The organism is Lentzea sp. NPDC051213, assembly GCF_044455585.1.
Taxonomy (GTDB): Bacteria; Actinomycetota; Actinomycetes; order Mycobacteriales; family Pseudonocardiaceae; genus Lentzea.
This window is the reverse complement of the sequence record NZ_JBITEX010000011.1, coordinates 90373-106187: the sequence shown is the minus strand read 5'-3', so window position 1 is coordinate 106187 and position 15815 is coordinate 90373. Positions and strand designations below refer to the sequence as shown.

At 68.9% G+C, this 15815-nt stretch carries 17 protein-coding genes; 4 read left to right on the top strand and 13 right to left on the bottom strand.

Translation table 11 applies throughout. The annotated features are described in order from the left end of the window. Nucleotides 1-64 precede the first annotated feature (64 nt). Nucleotides 65-892 (top strand): lysophospholipid acyltransferase family protein, encoded by an 828-nt coding sequence (locus tag ACIA8G_RS38810; RefSeq protein WP_396423768.1) that lies wholly within the window; start codon nucleotides 65-67, stop codon nucleotides 890-892. Here ACIA8G_RS38810 and ACIA8G_RS38805 read toward each other — a convergent pair. Together ACIA8G_RS38805 and ACIA8G_RS38800 are read right to left on the bottom strand one after the other, a co-directional pair. Next, nucleotides 789-1469 carry a hypothetical protein gene (locus tag ACIA8G_RS38805; protein ID WP_396423767.1) on the bottom strand — a complete coding sequence of 227 codons (681 nt, stop codon included), beginning with the start codon at nucleotides 1467-1469 and terminating at the stop codon, nucleotides 789-791. The two genes, ACIA8G_RS38810 and ACIA8G_RS38805, sit on opposite strands and share 104 nt — an antisense overlap. Nucleotides 1470-1517: 48 nt before the next feature. After that, nucleotides 1518-4295 carry a BTAD domain-containing putative transcriptional regulator gene (locus tag ACIA8G_RS38800; RefSeq protein WP_396423766.1) on the bottom strand — a complete coding sequence of 926 codons (2778 nt, stop codon included), beginning with the start codon at nucleotides 4293-4295 and terminating at the stop codon, nucleotides 1518-1520. Between the two features lie 138 nt (nucleotides 4296-4433). On the opposite strand from ACIA8G_RS38800, the gene ACIA8G_RS38795 reads away from it, so the two are divergent. Then, nucleotides 4434-5048 (top strand): class I SAM-dependent methyltransferase, encoded by a 615-nt coding sequence (locus tag ACIA8G_RS38795; RefSeq protein ID WP_396423765.1) that lies wholly within the window; start codon nucleotides 4434-4436, stop codon nucleotides 5046-5048. Here ACIA8G_RS38795 and atpB read toward each other — a convergent pair. The 8 genes from atpB to thyX form a co-directional block, all read right to left on the bottom strand. After that, nucleotides 5045-5848 (bottom strand): F0F1 ATP synthase subunit A, encoded by an 804-nt coding sequence (gene atpB, locus ACIA8G_RS38790; protein ID WP_396423764.1) that lies wholly within the window; start codon nucleotides 5846-5848, stop codon nucleotides 5045-5047. The genes ACIA8G_RS38795 and atpB overlap by 4 nt on opposite strands. Nucleotides 5849-5907: 59 nt before the next feature. Continuing rightward, nucleotides 5908-7587, bottom strand: a complete 1680-nt coding sequence (locus ACIA8G_RS38785; RefSeq protein WP_396423763.1) for a ribonuclease J — start codon at nucleotides 7585-7587, stop codon at nucleotides 5908-5910. Beyond that, nucleotides 7584-8480, bottom strand: coding sequence for a 4-hydroxy-tetrahydrodipicolinate synthase (dapA, locus tag ACIA8G_RS38780; RefSeq protein ID WP_396423762.1), 897 nt, complete (start codon nucleotides 8478-8480; stop codon nucleotides 7584-7586). The genes ACIA8G_RS38785 and dapA overlap by 4 nt, the downstream gene beginning before the upstream one ends. Nucleotides 8481-8499: 19 nt before the next feature. Next, a complete protein-coding gene (locus ACIA8G_RS38775; protein WP_396423761.1) occupies nucleotides 8500-9111 on the bottom strand; it encodes a TIGR03085 family metal-binding protein in 612 nt (203 codons plus the stop codon). A 23-nt stretch (nucleotides 9112-9134) separates the two neighbouring features. Beyond that, nucleotides 9135-9548 (bottom strand): hypothetical protein, encoded by a 414-nt coding sequence (locus tag ACIA8G_RS38770; RefSeq protein ID WP_396423760.1) that lies wholly within the window; start codon nucleotides 9546-9548, stop codon nucleotides 9135-9137. 10 nt (nucleotides 9549-9558) lie between these two features. Further along, the gene (locus tag ACIA8G_RS38765) at nucleotides 9559-10998 is read right to left on the bottom strand and encodes a serine/threonine-protein kinase (RefSeq protein ID WP_396423759.1); all 1440 of its coding nucleotides are present in this window, start codon (nucleotides 10996-10998) and stop codon (nucleotides 9559-9561) included. 72 nt (nucleotides 10999-11070) lie between these two features. Continuing rightward, on the bottom strand, nucleotides 11071-11472 hold the full coding sequence (locus ACIA8G_RS38760) for an ACT domain-containing protein (RefSeq protein ID WP_396423758.1): 402 nt from the start codon (nucleotides 11470-11472) through the stop codon (nucleotides 11071-11073). 5 nt (nucleotides 11473-11477) lie between these two features. After that, nucleotides 11478-12182: an FAD-dependent thymidylate synthase gene (gene thyX, locus ACIA8G_RS38755; protein WP_396423757.1), complete on the bottom strand. Its 705-nt coding sequence runs from the start codon at nucleotides 12180-12182 to the stop codon at nucleotides 11478-11480. Nucleotides 12183-12251: 69 nt separating this feature from the next. Between thyX and ACIA8G_RS38750 the strand changes: the two genes are divergently transcribed. Then, the gene (locus ACIA8G_RS38750; RefSeq protein WP_396423756.1) at nucleotides 12252-12773 is read left to right on the top strand and encodes a toxin-antitoxin system HicB family antitoxin; all 522 of its coding nucleotides are present in this window, start codon (nucleotides 12252-12254) and stop codon (nucleotides 12771-12773) included. 5 nt (nucleotides 12774-12778) lie between these two features. Then, the gene (locus tag ACIA8G_RS38745; RefSeq protein ID WP_396423755.1) at nucleotides 12779-13672 is read left to right on the top strand and encodes a DUF4097 family beta strand repeat-containing protein; all 894 of its coding nucleotides are present in this window, start codon (nucleotides 12779-12781) and stop codon (nucleotides 13670-13672) included. 28 nt (nucleotides 13673-13700) lie between these two features. On the opposite strand, the gene ACIA8G_RS38740 is transcribed toward ACIA8G_RS38745, so the two are convergent. Genes ACIA8G_RS38740 through ACIA8G_RS38730 form a run of 3 tightly spaced genes read right to left on the bottom strand, consistent with a single transcriptional unit; the run spans nucleotide 13701 to nucleotide 15814 of the window. Then, a complete protein-coding gene (locus ACIA8G_RS38740; RefSeq protein WP_396423754.1) occupies nucleotides 13701-14195 on the bottom strand; it encodes a hypothetical protein in 495 nt (164 codons plus the stop codon). 18 nt (nucleotides 14196-14213) lie between these two features. Next, nucleotides 14214-14822, bottom strand: a complete 609-nt coding sequence (locus ACIA8G_RS38735) for a TetR family transcriptional regulator (RefSeq protein ID WP_396423753.1) — start codon at nucleotides 14820-14822, stop codon at nucleotides 14214-14216. A 5-nt stretch (nucleotides 14823-14827) separates the two neighbouring features. Further along, nucleotides 14828-15814 carry an aldo/keto reductase gene (locus tag ACIA8G_RS38730; RefSeq protein WP_396423752.1) on the bottom strand — a complete coding sequence of 329 codons (987 nt, stop codon included), beginning with the start codon at nucleotides 15812-15814 and terminating at the stop codon, nucleotides 14828-14830. Nucleotide 15815: the final 1 nt, after the last annotated feature.

Sequence of the window (15815 nt, the reverse complement as noted above, 5' to 3'; positions counted from 1 at the left end):
GTGTATAAGGTAGTCCCTCGCGTCTCACCAGCATCATTTGCAACTGGGACGCTTTCCGGTCCTCATGGTTCCCCGGATCCGCTACGGCGTCGTCTCGACACGCCGTACGCTGCCCGCCGTGTCCACACCGCTTTTCTGGCGCGTGCTCATGGTGATCGACCGGGGCCTCATCGCGCTGACCGGCAAGCTCGAGGTATCGGGCGACATCCCGCCGGAGCTCATCGGCAAGCCCTTGCTGCTCGCGTCCAACCACATCGGCAACCTCGACCCGATGGTCCTCATCGCGGCCTGCCGCAAGATCGGCGTCAACCCGCGCTTCATGCTCGCCGGCGGCCTGCTGGACGCGCCGATCATGGGCCCGGCCCTCAAGGCGTGCGGCCACCTGCGCGTCGACCGCGCGTCCGCGAACGTCGGCGAGGCCATGCACCGCGCCGTCGAGGCGTTGCAGAAGGGCGGCGACCCGATCGCCGTCTACCCCGAGGGCAAGATCAGCCTGGACCCCGGCATGTGGCCGGAGCGCGGCAAGACCGGCGTCGCCCGCATGGCGCTCGGTGGCGGCATCCCGGTGGTCCCGATCAGCCAGTGGGGCGCCCACGAGGCGGTGTACTGGGGCAACCTGCGGGTCAGCGGCTGGAAGGACTTCCTGCCCTACCTGACGTCGTGGCTGTCGTCGGTGCGGCGCCGCCCCGTCCTCAAAGTGCACTTCGGCAAGCCCGTAGAACTCTCGGACCTGAACGCCGAGACCATGGGCGACGCCCGCCGCGCCCACGAGCGGATCATGCGCGCGATCACCGAGGGCCTCGTGCCGCTGCGGCTGGACGAACCGGACCTGCCGAAGTTCCACGACCCGACCCGCCCGACGACCGGCGCGAGCCCGTGGCGGCCCGCCTGACCGAGTACCCGATCACCGTGATCAGCATGAGGAACGGCATCGGCCAGCCCGTGTAGAGGCTGATCGCGAAGTCGGCCGCGGGGATCGCCAGTGCCAGCAGGAACGTGGTCGCGCTCGCCGTGGGCAACTTGACCTTCGGGTCGGCCCACGGCGTGCGGCCCCACGGCTTGGCGACGCTGAGCCAGGTCTGGAACGCGATCGCGCCGATCATGAGCGCCGTGCCGACGGGCATCCACGCGCTGTGGTGACCTTCTGCGGCTTGGTGGAGGTTGCCGCTGAGGATGAAGATGCCGATGTAGAGCTGGCTGATGGTGATCACGAACTTCCCGAGCACCCACCAGTGCCGGAAGTAGCCCCACGGTGTCGTCGCGCTGAGCATGAAGCCGGTGAACGCGCTGGTGTTGGCCATGATCGCGAGCACCTGGTGGTCGAGCACCCGTGCCATCTTGAAGGCGTTGAGGTCGCTCGTCTTCATGCCGTAGAGCAGGAGGGTCAGCAGCGCCACGGCCTGGCTGAGCCAGCCCACGGAGGTGACGACGTGCAGCCACACCAGGAGGGTTCTCGCGCTTTTCTGCATGATGTGTAGCTTGCCTACATGTCAGGCCGCGCACATCGGGGATCTCCCTTAGAGGCTCGCCAACTCGTGCAGCCGCGCCCGAACTTCCGGCGTCAGCGGATGGTCGTAATCCTCGTAGATCGCCAACGCCTCCAGCAGATGCGTCCGCGCCACATCCGGCTGCCCAGCGCTCGTCTCACCCAGCCCGTGCAACGCCTCCGCGAGGCTCTTGCGGTCACCCAGCACCCGCAGGAACTCCAGCGCGTGCCGGAACGAGTCGCGGGCCTCGACCCGCGCGGCCGACTTCAGCTGTGCCCAGCCGATGCTGACCAGGGCCATCGCCTTGCCGTGCACGGCGTCGTGGGAGTCGAAGAGCTCGAAGGCCGTGCGGGCGGAGGCCAGCGACGACTCGTACTGGCCGGCCGAGCGCAGGATGTCGCTGAGGAACAGCCGGGTGCCACCCTCGCCGAACCACGAGCCGACCTCGGCGTGCCCCTCCAGTGCCTCGCTGAACCTGTCGACGGCCAGGTCGAACTGACGCAGGCCGCCGTAGGCCATGCCGAGGCCGGTGAGGCTCCACGCGGCACCGACCGCGTCGCCTATCTCGCGGCGGATCGACAGCGCGCGGTCGAAGAGTTCCAGGGCGTCGGCGAAGCGCTGGCCGCGGAAGGCGGACAGGCCCAGGCCGTGCACCGCCCACGCGCGCGCGGCCTGATTGCCGTCGCGGGCCGCGGTGCGTTCGGCCACGCGGTACGTGCGGGTCCAGTCGTCGAGTGCGCTCGAGACAATGAAGTAGTTCCACAGGGCGACCGGGATCTGCCACGCCGTCGGCGAGTGCTGGTCGTCGGCCAGCCGGGAGACGGCCAGCAGGTTCGAGGACTCCTTGCGGCACCAGGTGAACGCCTCGTCGTGCGAGCTGAAGTCCTGAGTGGACAGTGGGGGCAGCAGGAACGACGGGTGGTCCGGCGGCGAGATGACGGTGCCGGCGGCGTTCGCGGTGTCGAAGTACCACCCGAGCAGGCGTTTCACGGCCTCGTCGCGGCCTTCCGACGACTCCTCGGTGGCGCTGAGTTCGGTGGCGTACAGACGAAGCAGGTCGTGCAGGCGGAACCGGCCGCGGGCCACCTCCTCCAGCATGTGCCCGCCTGCCAGCACGTCCAGCAACGTTCGCGCGCGGGACGCGGGCACGCCGACCAGCGCCGCCACCGCGGGCAGGCTGATCTCGGCGCCCGGATGCAGGCCCATCAGGCGGAACATCCTGGCCGCGTCCGGTTTCAGGGCCAGGTACGACCAGGAGAACGCCGCGCGGACGGCCGTGTCCTCGTCGTCGCCCGTCGCCAGCACGTTCAACCTGTCGCGTTCGTCGGCCAGGTCGCCTGCCAGGTCGGCCAGCGTCAGATGGGGTCGGGTGACCACCCGTTCGGCCGCGATGCGCACGGCCAGCGGCAGGTGGCCGCACAGTTCGACGAGCTTCGCGGCCGCGAAAGGTTCGGCGGCGACGCGGTCCGCGCCCACCGCGGAGGTCAGCAGGGCCAGCGCTTCGTCGCGGGTCAGGGTCGACAGCGTCACCGTGTGCGCGCCGTCGCGCGCGACCAGTCCGCCGAGGTGGTTGCGGGAGGTCACCAGCACCATCGACGAGGAACGGCCTGGGAGCAGCGGGCGCACCTGCTCGGCGAGACGGGCGTTGTCGAGCAGCACCAGGACCCTCTTGCCCGCCAGCACGCTGCGGTACAGCGCGGACTTCGCGGGCAGGTCGTCCGGGATGCGTTCGGCCGGCACGCCGAGGCTCTGCAGCAGCTGGTGCAACGCGGCGGCGGGCTGCACTGGCGGTGCGGACGCGTCGAACCCGCGCAGGTCGACGTGCAGCTGGCCGTCGGGGAACCGGGAGGCGACCTGGTGCGCGAACCGGACGGCCAGCGCGGTCTTGCCGACGCCGCCGGTGCCGGTGATCGCGACCAGCACCGGGGAATGGTCGTGGGGCACGACCTCGGTGAGCTTCGCGAGTTCCTTCTCGCGGCCGGTGAAGTCGCGGATCTCGTGCGGCAGCTGCACCGGGACCAGCACCGGTGCCACGGGGACCGGTTGCGGGTCGTGGCGGCCGACGAGCAGTTGTTCGTGGAGCTGACGCAGTTCCGGGCCGGGCTCGATGCCGAGCTCTTCGATCAGCAACCGGCGTAAGTCCGTGTAGACGGCCAACGCCTCGGCCTGCCTGCCGCCGCGGTACAGAGCGGACATCAGCAGACCGTGCAACCGCTCTCGCAGCGGATGCGCGCTGATGAGAGTGGTGAGCTCCCCCGCCACCTCCGTCTCACGCCCAACGGCGAGCATCAACGCGGCGCGCTGCTCCACGGCCGTGAGGCGCAGTTCGGCGAGGCGCGCGCGTTCCACCGCGGCGAACGGTCCTGGCACACCGTCCAGTGCGAGGCCACGCCACAGGCCCAGCGCGGCGTCGAACGCACTGACGGCCTCGGCCGGCTTGTCCCGCAGACGGCTCGCCTCGTCCAGATGCGCGCGGAACTGGGCGACGTCACTCACGTCTGAAGGCAGTCTCAGCAAGTATCCAGCGTCCGTCGAGAGCAGCACCGAACTCGGCGCGCGCGAGGCCCTGTCCGGCTCGAAGAGACGGCGCAGACCAGCGACGTAGGTGTGGATGCCGTTGTCCGCGCTCGCCGGCGGATCGTCGCCCCAGACAGCGTCGATCAGTTCGCTGCGGGACACGACGTGGTTGGCGCGCAAGGCGAGCACCGCGAGCACGGCTCTCTGCCGCGGCGGCCCCAGCGTGAGGTCCTTGCCGTTCACCGTCGCCGCGAGCGCGCCCAGCATGCTGACGCGCAACTCGTTCTGCACCCTTTGTCTCACTTCGTCGCTGTCCGCGTTCAGTTAGCAACCTACCGTCAGTTTTCGTCCAGAAGCCATCCAGAGTCCGTGCAGAGACCTTCTCCACACTTCACATCAGGTGGATTGGGCCGAAATGAGGGGGCGAACATGAACGCGGCCGAGGTGTTCGACACGTTAGGACTGGAGTACCAGCGAGCCTGGTCGCACCAGCCCGCACTGCACGGCACCCTCGCCTGGTTCGCGGCGACGCAGCCCTCGGGCTCGCGCGTACTCGACATCGGCTGCGGCACCGGCGTCCCGGTCGCCCGCACGCTCGCCAAGGCGGGCATGAAGGTCACCGGCCTCGACGTCTCCCCGGTGATGGTCGACATCGCGACCGAACAGGTCCCGGACGCGGCGTTCCACAAGATCGACATCCGCGACTTCGAGTCGCCGCCCGGTTCGTGGGACGTGATCTGCGCGGTCTTCTCGCTGCTGCAGATGTCCCAGGCGGAGATCATCCAGACCCTCGGCCGCGTGTCGGCGTGGCTGCGGCCCGGTGGCCACTTCTTCCTGGCCACCGTGGCCATCGACGTCGAACAGGTCCGCCTGCCCTGGATGGGCCAGGAGATCGAGGTGTCCTCGTTCTCCGAGGACAGGTTCGAGGAGCACCTCGGCAACGTCGGCCTGCGCGTGGTGCGCCGGAGCCGTCCGGTCTTCACGCCGTCCTACCCCGGCGCCATGCCGGAGGAGTCGCTGCACCTGGTGTGCCAGCGCCCTTAGTGCTGTTCGGCCAATGCGCGGCCGATGAAGTGTGCCGAGAGCGTCGCGAAGATGTACGCCTGCAACACCTGGATCAACGCCTCCAGGAAGGTGATCGCGATCGCCAGCCCGAAGCCGAGCGCGGAGATCGGCTTGAGCCAGATGTTGCTCTGCAGCAACAGGAACTCGCCGCCGAGGGTGAACACGAGCACCAGCAGGTGGCCCGCGAACATCGCCGCGAACACCCGGATGGCGAGGTTCACCGGGTCGAAGAAGAACTTGAGGATGATCTCGGTCGGGATCAGCAGTCCCCACAGCACCGGCTTCGGCACGTCCGGGATGATGAACTGGTTGCGCAGGTAGCCGCGCAGCCCGAACTTCCTGATGCCCACGTAGTGGTAGAGCGGGAAGATGATGATCAGCGCCACCGCCGCCGGGAACCCGATGTGCGTGAACGACGGGAACTGGACCAGCGGGATCAACCCGTAGAGGTTGTTCACCAGCACGAAGCAGAAGATGCTGACGATCAGCGGCACGTAGGGCGCGAACTCCTTCGCGCCGATCTGTTCTCGTGCGATGGAGTTGCGCCCGAAGTCGTAGACCGACTCGGCGGCGAACTGCCAGCGGCTCGGTACGAGCCTCAGCTTCCTGGTGGTGGCCAGGAAGAACACCACGATGATCACGACCGAGAGCACCAGCAGCACCATCGGCTTGGTGATCTCGAGGTTGTACGGCAACCCGAACGGCTCACGCCAGGTGAAGATCGGCGGAAGGAATACGTCGTCTTTGCCTGGTGGGTTGAAAACAGGACTGTCGGCCATGGGCGTCCCCCTCGTCCAAGGTCTTGGGTTCAAACCTTATCGGACGAGGGGGAGCCAGATCACACCGGGATAACGGTCGGAACGATCATCGGCCGGCGGCGGTAGGTCTCCGCGACCCAACGGCCCACGACGCGGCGCACGGCCTGTGCGATGCGGTGCGTGTCGGCGATGCCCTCGGCCTCGGTCCGCGCCAGTTCCATCTCCACCAGCGGCACGACCGCCTCCAACGCCTTGGGGTCGTCGGAGAAGCCACGCCCGGAGATCGTCGGCGCCGTCACCGCACGCCCCGTCGTCCTGTCGATGGCGACCGAGATCGAGATGAAGCCGCCCTCGCCCAGCACCAGCCGGTCGGACAGCGTCGACTCGCCGACATCGCCCACGGACAGACCGTCGACGTACACGTGCCCGACGACGACACGGCCGGAAACCGCGGCCTTGCCGTCGATGAGGTCCACGACGACGCCGTCCTCGGCGATCACGACGTGGTCCTCGGCGACACCCGTGGCGACCGCGAGAGCCGCGTTGGCCCTCAAGTGCCTCCACTCGCCGTGCACCGGCATCACGTTGGACGGCCGGACGGCGTTGTACAGGAACAGGAGCTCGCCGGCCGGTGAGTGGCCGGAGACGTGCACCTTGGCGTTGCCCTGGTGCACCACGGTCGCGCCGAGCTTTGCCAGCCCGTTCACGACGTTGAAGACCGCGTTCTCGTTGCCGGGGATGAGCGACGACGCGAGGATCACCGTGTCACCGGCGCGGATCGAGATCTGCCGGTGCTCGCCGCGGGCCATGCGCGACAACGCCGACAGCGGCTCGCCCTGCGACCCGGTGGAGACGAAGATGACCTCGTCCTCCTCCATCCGCATCGCGACGTCGAGGTCGACGAACAGCCCGTCCGGCACGTTCAGGAAGCCCAGCTCGGACGCGATGCCCATGTTGCGCACCATCGAGCGGCCGACGAACGCGACCTTGCGCTTGTACTGCACGGCGACGTCGAGCACCTGCTGCACGCGGTGCACGTGCGAGGCGAAGCACGCGACGATGACGCGCTGCGACGCCTTGCGGATGACGTTCTCCAGCACGGGCCCGATCTCGCGCTCGGGCACCACGAAACCGGGCACCTCCGCGTTCGTCGAGTCGACCAGGAACAGGTCCACGCCCTCGTCGCCCAGGCGGGAGAAGCCCGCGAGGTCGGTCAGGCGCCCGTCGAGCGGCAGCTGGTCCAGCTTGATGTCACCGGTGTGCAGCACCAGACCCGCGGCGGTGCGGATGGCGACGGCCAGCGCGTCCGGGATCGAGTGGTTGACGGCGAAGAACTCGAGTTCGAACGGCCCGTGCGAGCGCCGCTCCCCCTCCTTCACCTCGACCAGCTTCGGGTTCTGGCGGTGCTCCTTGCACTTGGCCGCGAGCAGCGCCAGCGTGAAGCGCGAGCCCACGACCGGCAGGTCGGGGCGCAGCTTCAGCAGGAACGGCACGGCACCGATGTGGTCCTCGTGGCCGTGGGTCAGGACGATCGCCTCGATGTCGTCGAGACGATCCTCGATGGCGCGGAAATCGGGCAGGATCAGGTCCACGCCCGGTTGGTCGTCTTCGGGGAAAAGAACGCCGCAGTCGACCACGAGCAGCCGTCCGGCGTGCTCGAAAACGGTCATGTTGCGGCCGACCTCGCCAATTCCGCCGAGTGCGACGACGCGGAGGCCGCCTTCCGGCAGTGCGGGCGGCAATTCGGTCGATTGGGTCACGCGTTGACTCCCAGTTCGGCCGCGATGGCCTCGATGTCTTCGGCGGCGGCCGGCACAAGCGGCAGACGTGGGTCACCCACGTCCAGTCCGCGCAGGCGCAGCGCAGCCTTCGTGTACGTCACGCCGGGAACCCGGCGGAAGGGTCGCAGCAGCGGCAGCAGCGACTCGTGGATTTCTTTTGCCCGGGCCACGTCTCCGGATTCATACGCATCAATGAGGTCCCGCAGGCGGTCGGCCGCGAGGTGGCCGATCACGCTCACGAACCCGACGGCGCCCACGGACAGCCACGGCAGGTTCAGCGGGTCGTCTCCCGAGTAGTAGGCGAGATCGGTGCTCGCGATCACCCGGCTGCCCGCGTGCAGGTCGCCCTTGGCGTCCTTCACGGCGAGGATCCGCGGGTGCTCCGCCAGGCGCAGGAGCGTGTCGACCTCGATCGGCACGACCGCGCGCGGCGGGATGTCGTACAGCATCACCGGCAGCTCGGACGCGTTCGCGACGGCGGTGAAGTGCGCGAGCAGGCCCTCCTGCGGAGGCCGCGAGTAGTACGGCGTCACGACGAGCGCGCCGTGCGCACCCGCCTTCTCGGCCTGCTGCGCGAGGTGGATGCTGTGCGCCGTGTCATAGGTGCCCGCACCGGCCACGACGGTCGCCCGGTCACCGACCGCCTCCACGACGGCCGTGATCAGCGCGGCCTTCTCGCGGTCCGTGGTCGTCGGGCTCTCACCGGTCGTGCCGTTCACGACCAGCCCGTCGTTACCCAGGTCCACCAGGTGTTTCGCCAGTTCCTGCGCCTTGGCGAGGTCGACCTCGCCACGAGCGTCGAACGGCGTGACCATAGCGGTGAGAACGCGGCCGAACGGGCGGTTCGGCGCTGCGTACGAACTTCCGGGCATGCGCAGAAACTACCCGAGTTCAGACACTTCGGTTCAACGACCGCACGCGTTCCACCGCGTCGGCGTCGCCGCTGTATTCCACGCGGACCTGGTCACGCCCGAACGCGAGCATCACCAGCTCCGACGTCTCACCCGTGATCACCACGCCGTTCGCACCCGGCTTGGCGACGAAGTGCTCGCCGTCAGGCCGCACCAGCGTCACGCCGACCGGGGACGAGCGGTATGTGAACTTGGCCGTGAACGGCAGCAGCTTCCACAGCGCGTTCTCGCGGCGAGCGTCGTACGGCCGTGGCTCCCAGTCGGCCTGTGCACGGCGCACGTCCTCGTGGTGCACGAAGTACTCGGTCGCGTTGATGTACGCGTCGAGGGGCTGGATCCAGAACGGCGGCGTGCGCACCAGGTCGAGCAGCTCGCCCCACGCCTTGTGCGCGTAGTCCTGCTGCACCTTCTCCGCCCACCTCGCGAACGGCTTGAGCAGGATGCCCGGCGCGGTGTCCGGGCGGCGCTCGCGGATCGCGAGGTGTGCGGCGAGATCCCTGTTCGTCCAGGTGCCGCACAACGTCGGCGCGTCCGGGCCGAGCTCGGTCATCAGGTCGACAAGGGCCTTGCGCTCATGGCGGGCGAGACTCACCCCACCATTGCACCACAACCGGGTCAGGACTCGTTCGGCTTGTAGCAGTCCTTGAAGCCGTCCGGCTTGGCCGAGTTGTCGGCGAGCAACTTGACCACCTGGTCGCGGTTCAGGTTCTCCGGATAGCCGGGCCAGTCCGGTTCCTGCCCCTTGACGTGCAGCTCGTCGAGCCAGTAGCCGGTCTGGCCGGAGGTCTTGGCGAACTCCAGGTCGCAGCCCTTGACCCGCACCATCACCTCGATGGTCTTGTCCGCGGACTTGATCGTCCGCTTGCCGATCTTCTTGGACTTCTTCTCCTTCTCCGTGCTGGGCTGGCCGGGGTTGGTGAACCCGGCGGCCTTGAGCTCGGTGACGAACTTGTCCTCGTTGCTCGCGCAAGCCGACAGCGCGGCCGCACAGCCGAGGGCCAGCAGGACGGAGATGATCCTTCTCTTCACGCCCGGCAGACTAGTTGTCCTTCTTCGCGCTGATGGTGCTGTTCATCTGACTGCCGTCTTTTTTGCTCGCGACGCAGTAGATGCGGCGCTGCGCGTTGTCGTTCTTGTCCTTCTTCCACGCCGTCTCGGTGGGGATCAGCGTGCTGAGCTTGAGCCCCGCGCCGTCCTTGATCCACTGGGACTTCAGCGTCAGCTCGCAGCGGGAGACGCCGAGGGTCTTCAGCGCCTCGGCCCCGGGGTAGGTGGCGTCGGGCAGGTTCGACTGCACCGGCAGCGTCTCCACGGCGTCGAACACCTCGAAGTCGTGCGCCTTGTCGCACTCCTCGCGGCTGTCCGAGTCGAGCTGCTTGGTAGGCGCGACCTGGCCGTTTCCGCACACGTTCTCGGAAAGGCCGAAGACCGGGACCTCGCCGCCCTCGCCGTACGTCAGCGCGTCACTGCTGCCACCACCAGGCGTCGTGAACCAGCTGTGCGCGTAGATACCGCCCGTGAACGCCAACGCGGCGACGAGCACGGCGCCGACCAGCGTGAGGATGCGGTTGCGCTTCTTCTTCGCCGGGTCGACGGCCCTGGTCTGCTGGTACTGCTGGGTCTGAGCCGGCGGAATTCCGGTGGGCGGCGTCGGCTGGTTGCCGATGCTGGCGAGCATCGCGCGGGCCTGCGGGCCGGACAGCCGGGCGTTCGGGTCGGCGATCAGCAGACCGGTGATCACCGCGCTGAGCACGCCGGTCGCGCGGGTCAGCCGCGGGGTCTCGCTCATGATCGCGTGCAGCGTGGAGGCCGTGGAGGAGCGCTCGAACGGGCTCCAGCCCTCGACGGCGTAGCAGAGCGTGGCGCCCAGGGCCCACAGGTCGGACGCGGGGCCCGCCTCGTGGCCGTGGATGCGCTCCGGCGACATGTACGCGGGCGAGCCGATGAGGCTGCCGCTGGTCGTCAGGCGCGGGTCGTCGACGGCCTGGGCGATGCCGAAGTCGGTGAGCTTGACCTTGCCGTCCGGGCGGACCATCAGGTTGCCCGGCTTCACGTCCCGGTGCACGATCCCGGCCTGGTGCGCGGCCTCCAGCGCGGACAGCGACTGCAGCGCGATCGAGACGACCTGGTTCGGCGGCATCGGGCCGTGCGCGCTGATCAACGTCGACAGCGTCGCCGCCTCGACCAGCTCCATGATGATGTAGGTCGTGCCGCCCTCGTTGATCGCGTCGAAGACGGTCACGACGGCGGGATCGTTGAGCTTGCCCGCGGTGCGCGCCTCACGCAGAGCGCGCTCTTCGAGCACACGGCGTTCCTCGTGCGCGATGCCGTCGGGCAGGTGCAGTTCCTTGATCGCGACGAAGCGCCCGATGTGGCGGTCCTGAGCCCGCCACACAATGCCCATGCCACCGCGGCCGAGCTCGGCCACCAGGGCGTACCTGCCCGCGATGACGCGCGGTTCGACAGCCTGTCCGTGCAACGTGCGCTCCTACACCTGGTGAGCCGGGGGGCGTTGACGGTACTTCAGACCCGCCACATGGGTGATCGGTTCCTACGCTTCCGGCGCTACTACCAGTTCGTGACCTGCGGCACGCAACGCCAGCACGGCGCGGCCGAGGTCCGTGTGCTTCACCAGCAGGTGGTCGGTGTCGTACGTGGACACCGCGAAGAGCGAGACGCCGGCGGCTGCCAGCTCGCCCGCGAGCGCGGCCATGATGCCGGTGAGCGTGAACTCGAGCGGCCCGCGCACGGTGAGCAGCCGCCAGCCCTTCTCGGCCGTGTCACTGCCGATGGCGAACGACGAGGGCGCGATGATCGACACCTCGTCCGGGGTCCTGGTCACGGACACCAGGACTTCGGTGAGGTCGAGCAGCCCGGTGGGGACCGGAGCGTCCGGTGCCAGGCGCGTGACGGTGTATTCGCCGGGGCGGACGTCCACGATGAGCCGCTTCATGCGCGTCAGCCTTCAACCACCAGTGGGCTGGAAGCAACTTCTGTGCCGTCCGGGAGTGTCGAGATGACGAAGTCCGCGAACGCGTTCGGCGCCGCCTTCGTCAGTTCGCGCAGGCAGGCGATGGCGAGCTCGCGCAGTTCGACGTTGATGTGCTCGGTCGCGCGCATCGCCACGAAGTGCCGCCACGACCGGTAGTTGCCGGTCACGACGATCTCGGTGCCCGTCGCGTTGGGCAGCACGGACCTGGCGACCTCCCGCGCACGCCGGCCGTTGACGGTCCTCTCGAGACCCTGGAGCAGGTCTTCGTACGCCTTGAGGCTCGCCTCGGTCGCGGCGATGAACCGCGCGTGCAGCTCGGGGTCGTTCCTGATCAGGGCCGGCTCGACGACGTCGGTCGGGTCGGTGCGCTGGGAGAGCTGCGAGTACGAGAAGTGCCGGTGCCGGATCAGCTCGTGGGTGAGCGACCGGGGCAGCTCGGTCAGGTAGAGCGTGGCGCTGCCGTGCTCGAACGCGGCGAGGTGCCCGACGTCGAGCAGGTGGTGCAGGAACGTCGCGTTGGTGTTCGTCTTGGGGTTCGAGCGGTCCCAGGACTGGTAGCAGGCCCGGCCGGCGAACTCGACGAGCGCGGCGCCGCCGTCCGCGTCGGTCGTCCACGGCACGTCGTCGGGTGGGATGAACTCGGTTTTCGCCACCAAGCGCACTCTCGGCATGACCCCGGACAGTAGCCCTGATGTCAGGTGGTGGTTGCACGACGTCGAGAGTGACGTCATAGTGGTGTCATGGATCTGTCGCCGTACATCGCGTCACTGCGCGAGGACCTGGCGACGGCCGCATCCGCGGGGGACGAGAACACCCGTCGAACGGCCGCCGCACTGTCCGCAGCGCTCGAGCCAGCCGCGCGACTGGCAATCATGAACGCACTGGCTGACCTGGCCGCTGAGGTCACCGCCTCGCTGGAAGGCCAGGTCGTGGAGGTTCGACTGGCCGGCCGGGACGTCCAGGTGGTCGTCACCGGGTCCGCAGAACCGGAGCAGGAGCCCTCCCCGCAGCAGGAGATGCCGAACTTTGGCGCAGGTGACGCCACCGGTGACATCAGCCGCATCACCCTGCGCATGATCAACGAGCTGAAGTCGAAGGCGGAGGCCGCCGCGGCCCAGCAGGGCGTGTCGCTGAACTCGTTCATCCAGCAGGCCGTGGGTGGCGCGGTGCAGGGCAAGCACAAGCACTGGCAGAAGCAGCAGCACAAGGGGTGGAGCGGCGGCGGCTCGGGCTCGCGCGTCCGCGGATGGGTCCAGGGGTGAGCGGGATGACCGAACCGTCAGGTGTGGTGCGTCAGCAGAGCTTCGAGTTCGCGGGCATCGCCGAGATCGACATCTCGCTGCTCAGCGGCAGGGTGCAGGTGCACCTGGTCGACGATCCCGGCGTGCACGTCGAGGTCAAGCACGACCCGACCGCGGGCAACTCGTGGACCGAGGGCCTGTCCAGCGTGCTGAGCTGGGTCAGCGGCCAGTTCGGCCCGGACAAGGGCGGCCCGGCGCTCGCGAGCCCGGAGGACGCCGTCCGCGAGGCCCGCGTCGAGCTGCTGGGCAACCGCTTGCGCATCGAATCGTCGAAGGCGTTGCCGTTGCGCGCGGTGCCGCTCTCCGTGGTGGTGACGGCGCCCGTCGGGTCGCACGTGACGTCACGGACCGGTGCTGCTGACGTCATCGTGACGGGCGGTGCGGGCCGGATCGACCTGAACACCGGCACGGGCACCGTCTCGGCGGACCGCGCGGCCGGCGAGGCCAAGGTGAACTCGGGCGCCGGCACCGTGCGGCTCGGCACGATGCTGTCGTCGTTGAAGGCGAAGACCGGCAGTGGCGACGTCGAGGTGTCGTCCGTGGGCGGCAGCTCCACGCTCATCACCGGAACCGGCGACGTGTGGCTGGGCGCCGTGCAGAGCGACGTCATGGTGCGCAGCGGCAGCGGCGACCTGACCGTGGCCGACGCGGCCAAGGGCGACATCCAGCTGGGCACCGGTTCGGGCAACATCCGCGTCGGCATCCGGCCGGGCACGCTGGCCCGCGTCGACCTGGTGTCGACGTCCGGTGTCGCACGCAGCGACCTGGACGTCTCGGTCGAGCCCTTGGGCGAGGCCACGTTGAACGTCACCGGCCGCACGGGCAGCGGCAACGCGCTCGTGACCGCCGCCACCAGCTGACCGGGGGGTCGGGTAGGGACGTCCCCGGTCACGGCTCCTGGAACGGTTTGGAGCCGCCGGGGACGTCGTCCGGAAAGATCGGGCAGCGGATCTCGCCGGTCAGGAACTTCCTGACGAAGCTCGAGAAGTTGCCGTCGAACGACCAGCTCTGCCGCAGGTCCGTGATCACCACGGTCCACTCGTCCGGCTCGCCACTGGTGTACCAGAGGCAGTAGTCGCCGTTGAGCGTCGTGCCCCAGGGCAGCAGGCCGGGAACGTCGGGGTGCACGCGCAGCCCCGGTTGCCTGCGCAGTGCGCGCAGGAGCTTGGGAGCCTGCGCCATCCAGTTCATGAACCCGGCACGTGCCGTGGGATGCAGGATCCGGACGTATCCACCGACGATGAGCGGCGGATAGGCCTCCGCGAGATGCACGTAGTCGCTCGGGAGCTCGGTACCTGCCCGTGCGGTGACCGCGTCCCAGTCAACCGGGTCAGGACGCCGTTCTGGCGCTCCCAGCAGATCGATCCACTCGTCAGGCGGCACCGTTCACCTCCGTGACCCTCAAGCATCGCCTGTGGCACTCGGAATTCGGTTGTACCGCAGTCCAGCGATGACCAGTGAGACGACAGCGTCGAACGCGGCCTGAATGTGAGGATTCCCCCACTCCTGAGCGTGCGCAGGGTGATGGAACTTCTCCGTCGCGTCCCACACCGCCTGCGCCGTCACGTCCACGTCGTCCGTCACGAACTCCTGGGTTTCCACTCCCGCCGAAATGATGCGCGCGACGAGCCCGACCATGTGCCCGACGTGGTACTCGGGGATGGCGTTGCTCTCCTTGACCAGCACCTGGAACGTCGCGAACAGCTCCGGGTCCTCGGTGTGCCCGTGCCGCTTCTTGTCGAACAACGCCTGCAGCCAGTTCCGCAGGGTCTCCGCCGCGGTGAGGCCCTGGTCGAAGGCCGGCGCCATCTCCTCGTGGACCGCGTCGAGCCAGCGCCGGGTCACCGCCTCCCGGAGCGCGGCCTTGGTCGCGAAGTGGCGGTAGACGCTGCCGTGGCTGACCCCGAGCACCTTGGCGACGTCGACCACCGTCGCCTTGGCCGGGCCGTACCTGCGCAGCACCTCTTCGGTCGCCGCGAGGATCGCCTCCGCGGTCAACGCCTCCGCCACGTCACTCACCTCTCGCTGTCCAGCAAGGCCATCTGCGCGGTCGCGTACCGCGTGCCCGCGACGGCCCCAACAGGAACAACCGCCTCGATCTCCTGCAATTCCTGCTCGGTGAACGTCACGTCGACGGCACCGATCGCCTCGGTCAGCCTCGCACGCTTGGTGGTGCCGACGAGAGGCACCAGGTCCTCTCCGCGCGCCGCGACCCACGCGATGGCGAGCTGCGCGACCGTGACGCCCTTGCCGGCGGCGATCTCGTTCAGCTTCTCGACGAGGCCGATGTTGTGGGCCAGGTTGTCGCCCTGGAACCGGGGCGTGTGCCCGCGGAAGTCACCCGGCGCGTACCGGGTGGGCGGTGTGGCCGAGATCAGGCCGCGCGACAGCACCCCGTACGCCGTGATGCTGATGCCCAGCTCGCGGGTGGTCTGCAGGATCTCCTCCTCGATCCCCCTGCTGAACAGCCCGTACTCGATCTGCAGATCCGCGATGGGGTGCACCGCGTGGGCCCTGCGGATCGTCTCCGGACCGACCTCGCTCAGCCCGATGTGCCGGACCCTGCCCTTCTCGATCTGCTCGGCGATGGCGCCGACGGTGTCCTCGATCGGCACGCTCGGGTCGAGCCGCGCGGGCCGGTAGATGTCGACGTGGTCGGTGCCGAGCCGCTGCAGCGAGTACGCGAGGAAGTTGGCCACCGCGACCGGCCGGGTGTCGATCCCGACGAACGAGCCGTCCGCGTCCCGCATACCCCCGAACTTCACGCTGAGCTGCACCTCGTCGCGACGGCCCTGGATCGCCTCGCGGACGAGCAGCTCGTTGTGGCCCTGGCCGTAGAAGTCACCGGTGTCGAGCAGCGTGACACCGCCGTCGATCGCCGCGTGGATGGTCGCGATGCTCTCGGCCCGGTCGGCCGGGCCGTAAGCGTTGGACATGCCCATGCAGCCCAGGCCGATGGCGGACACGACCGGGCCGGTGGCTCCGAGCTGACGCTTCTGCATG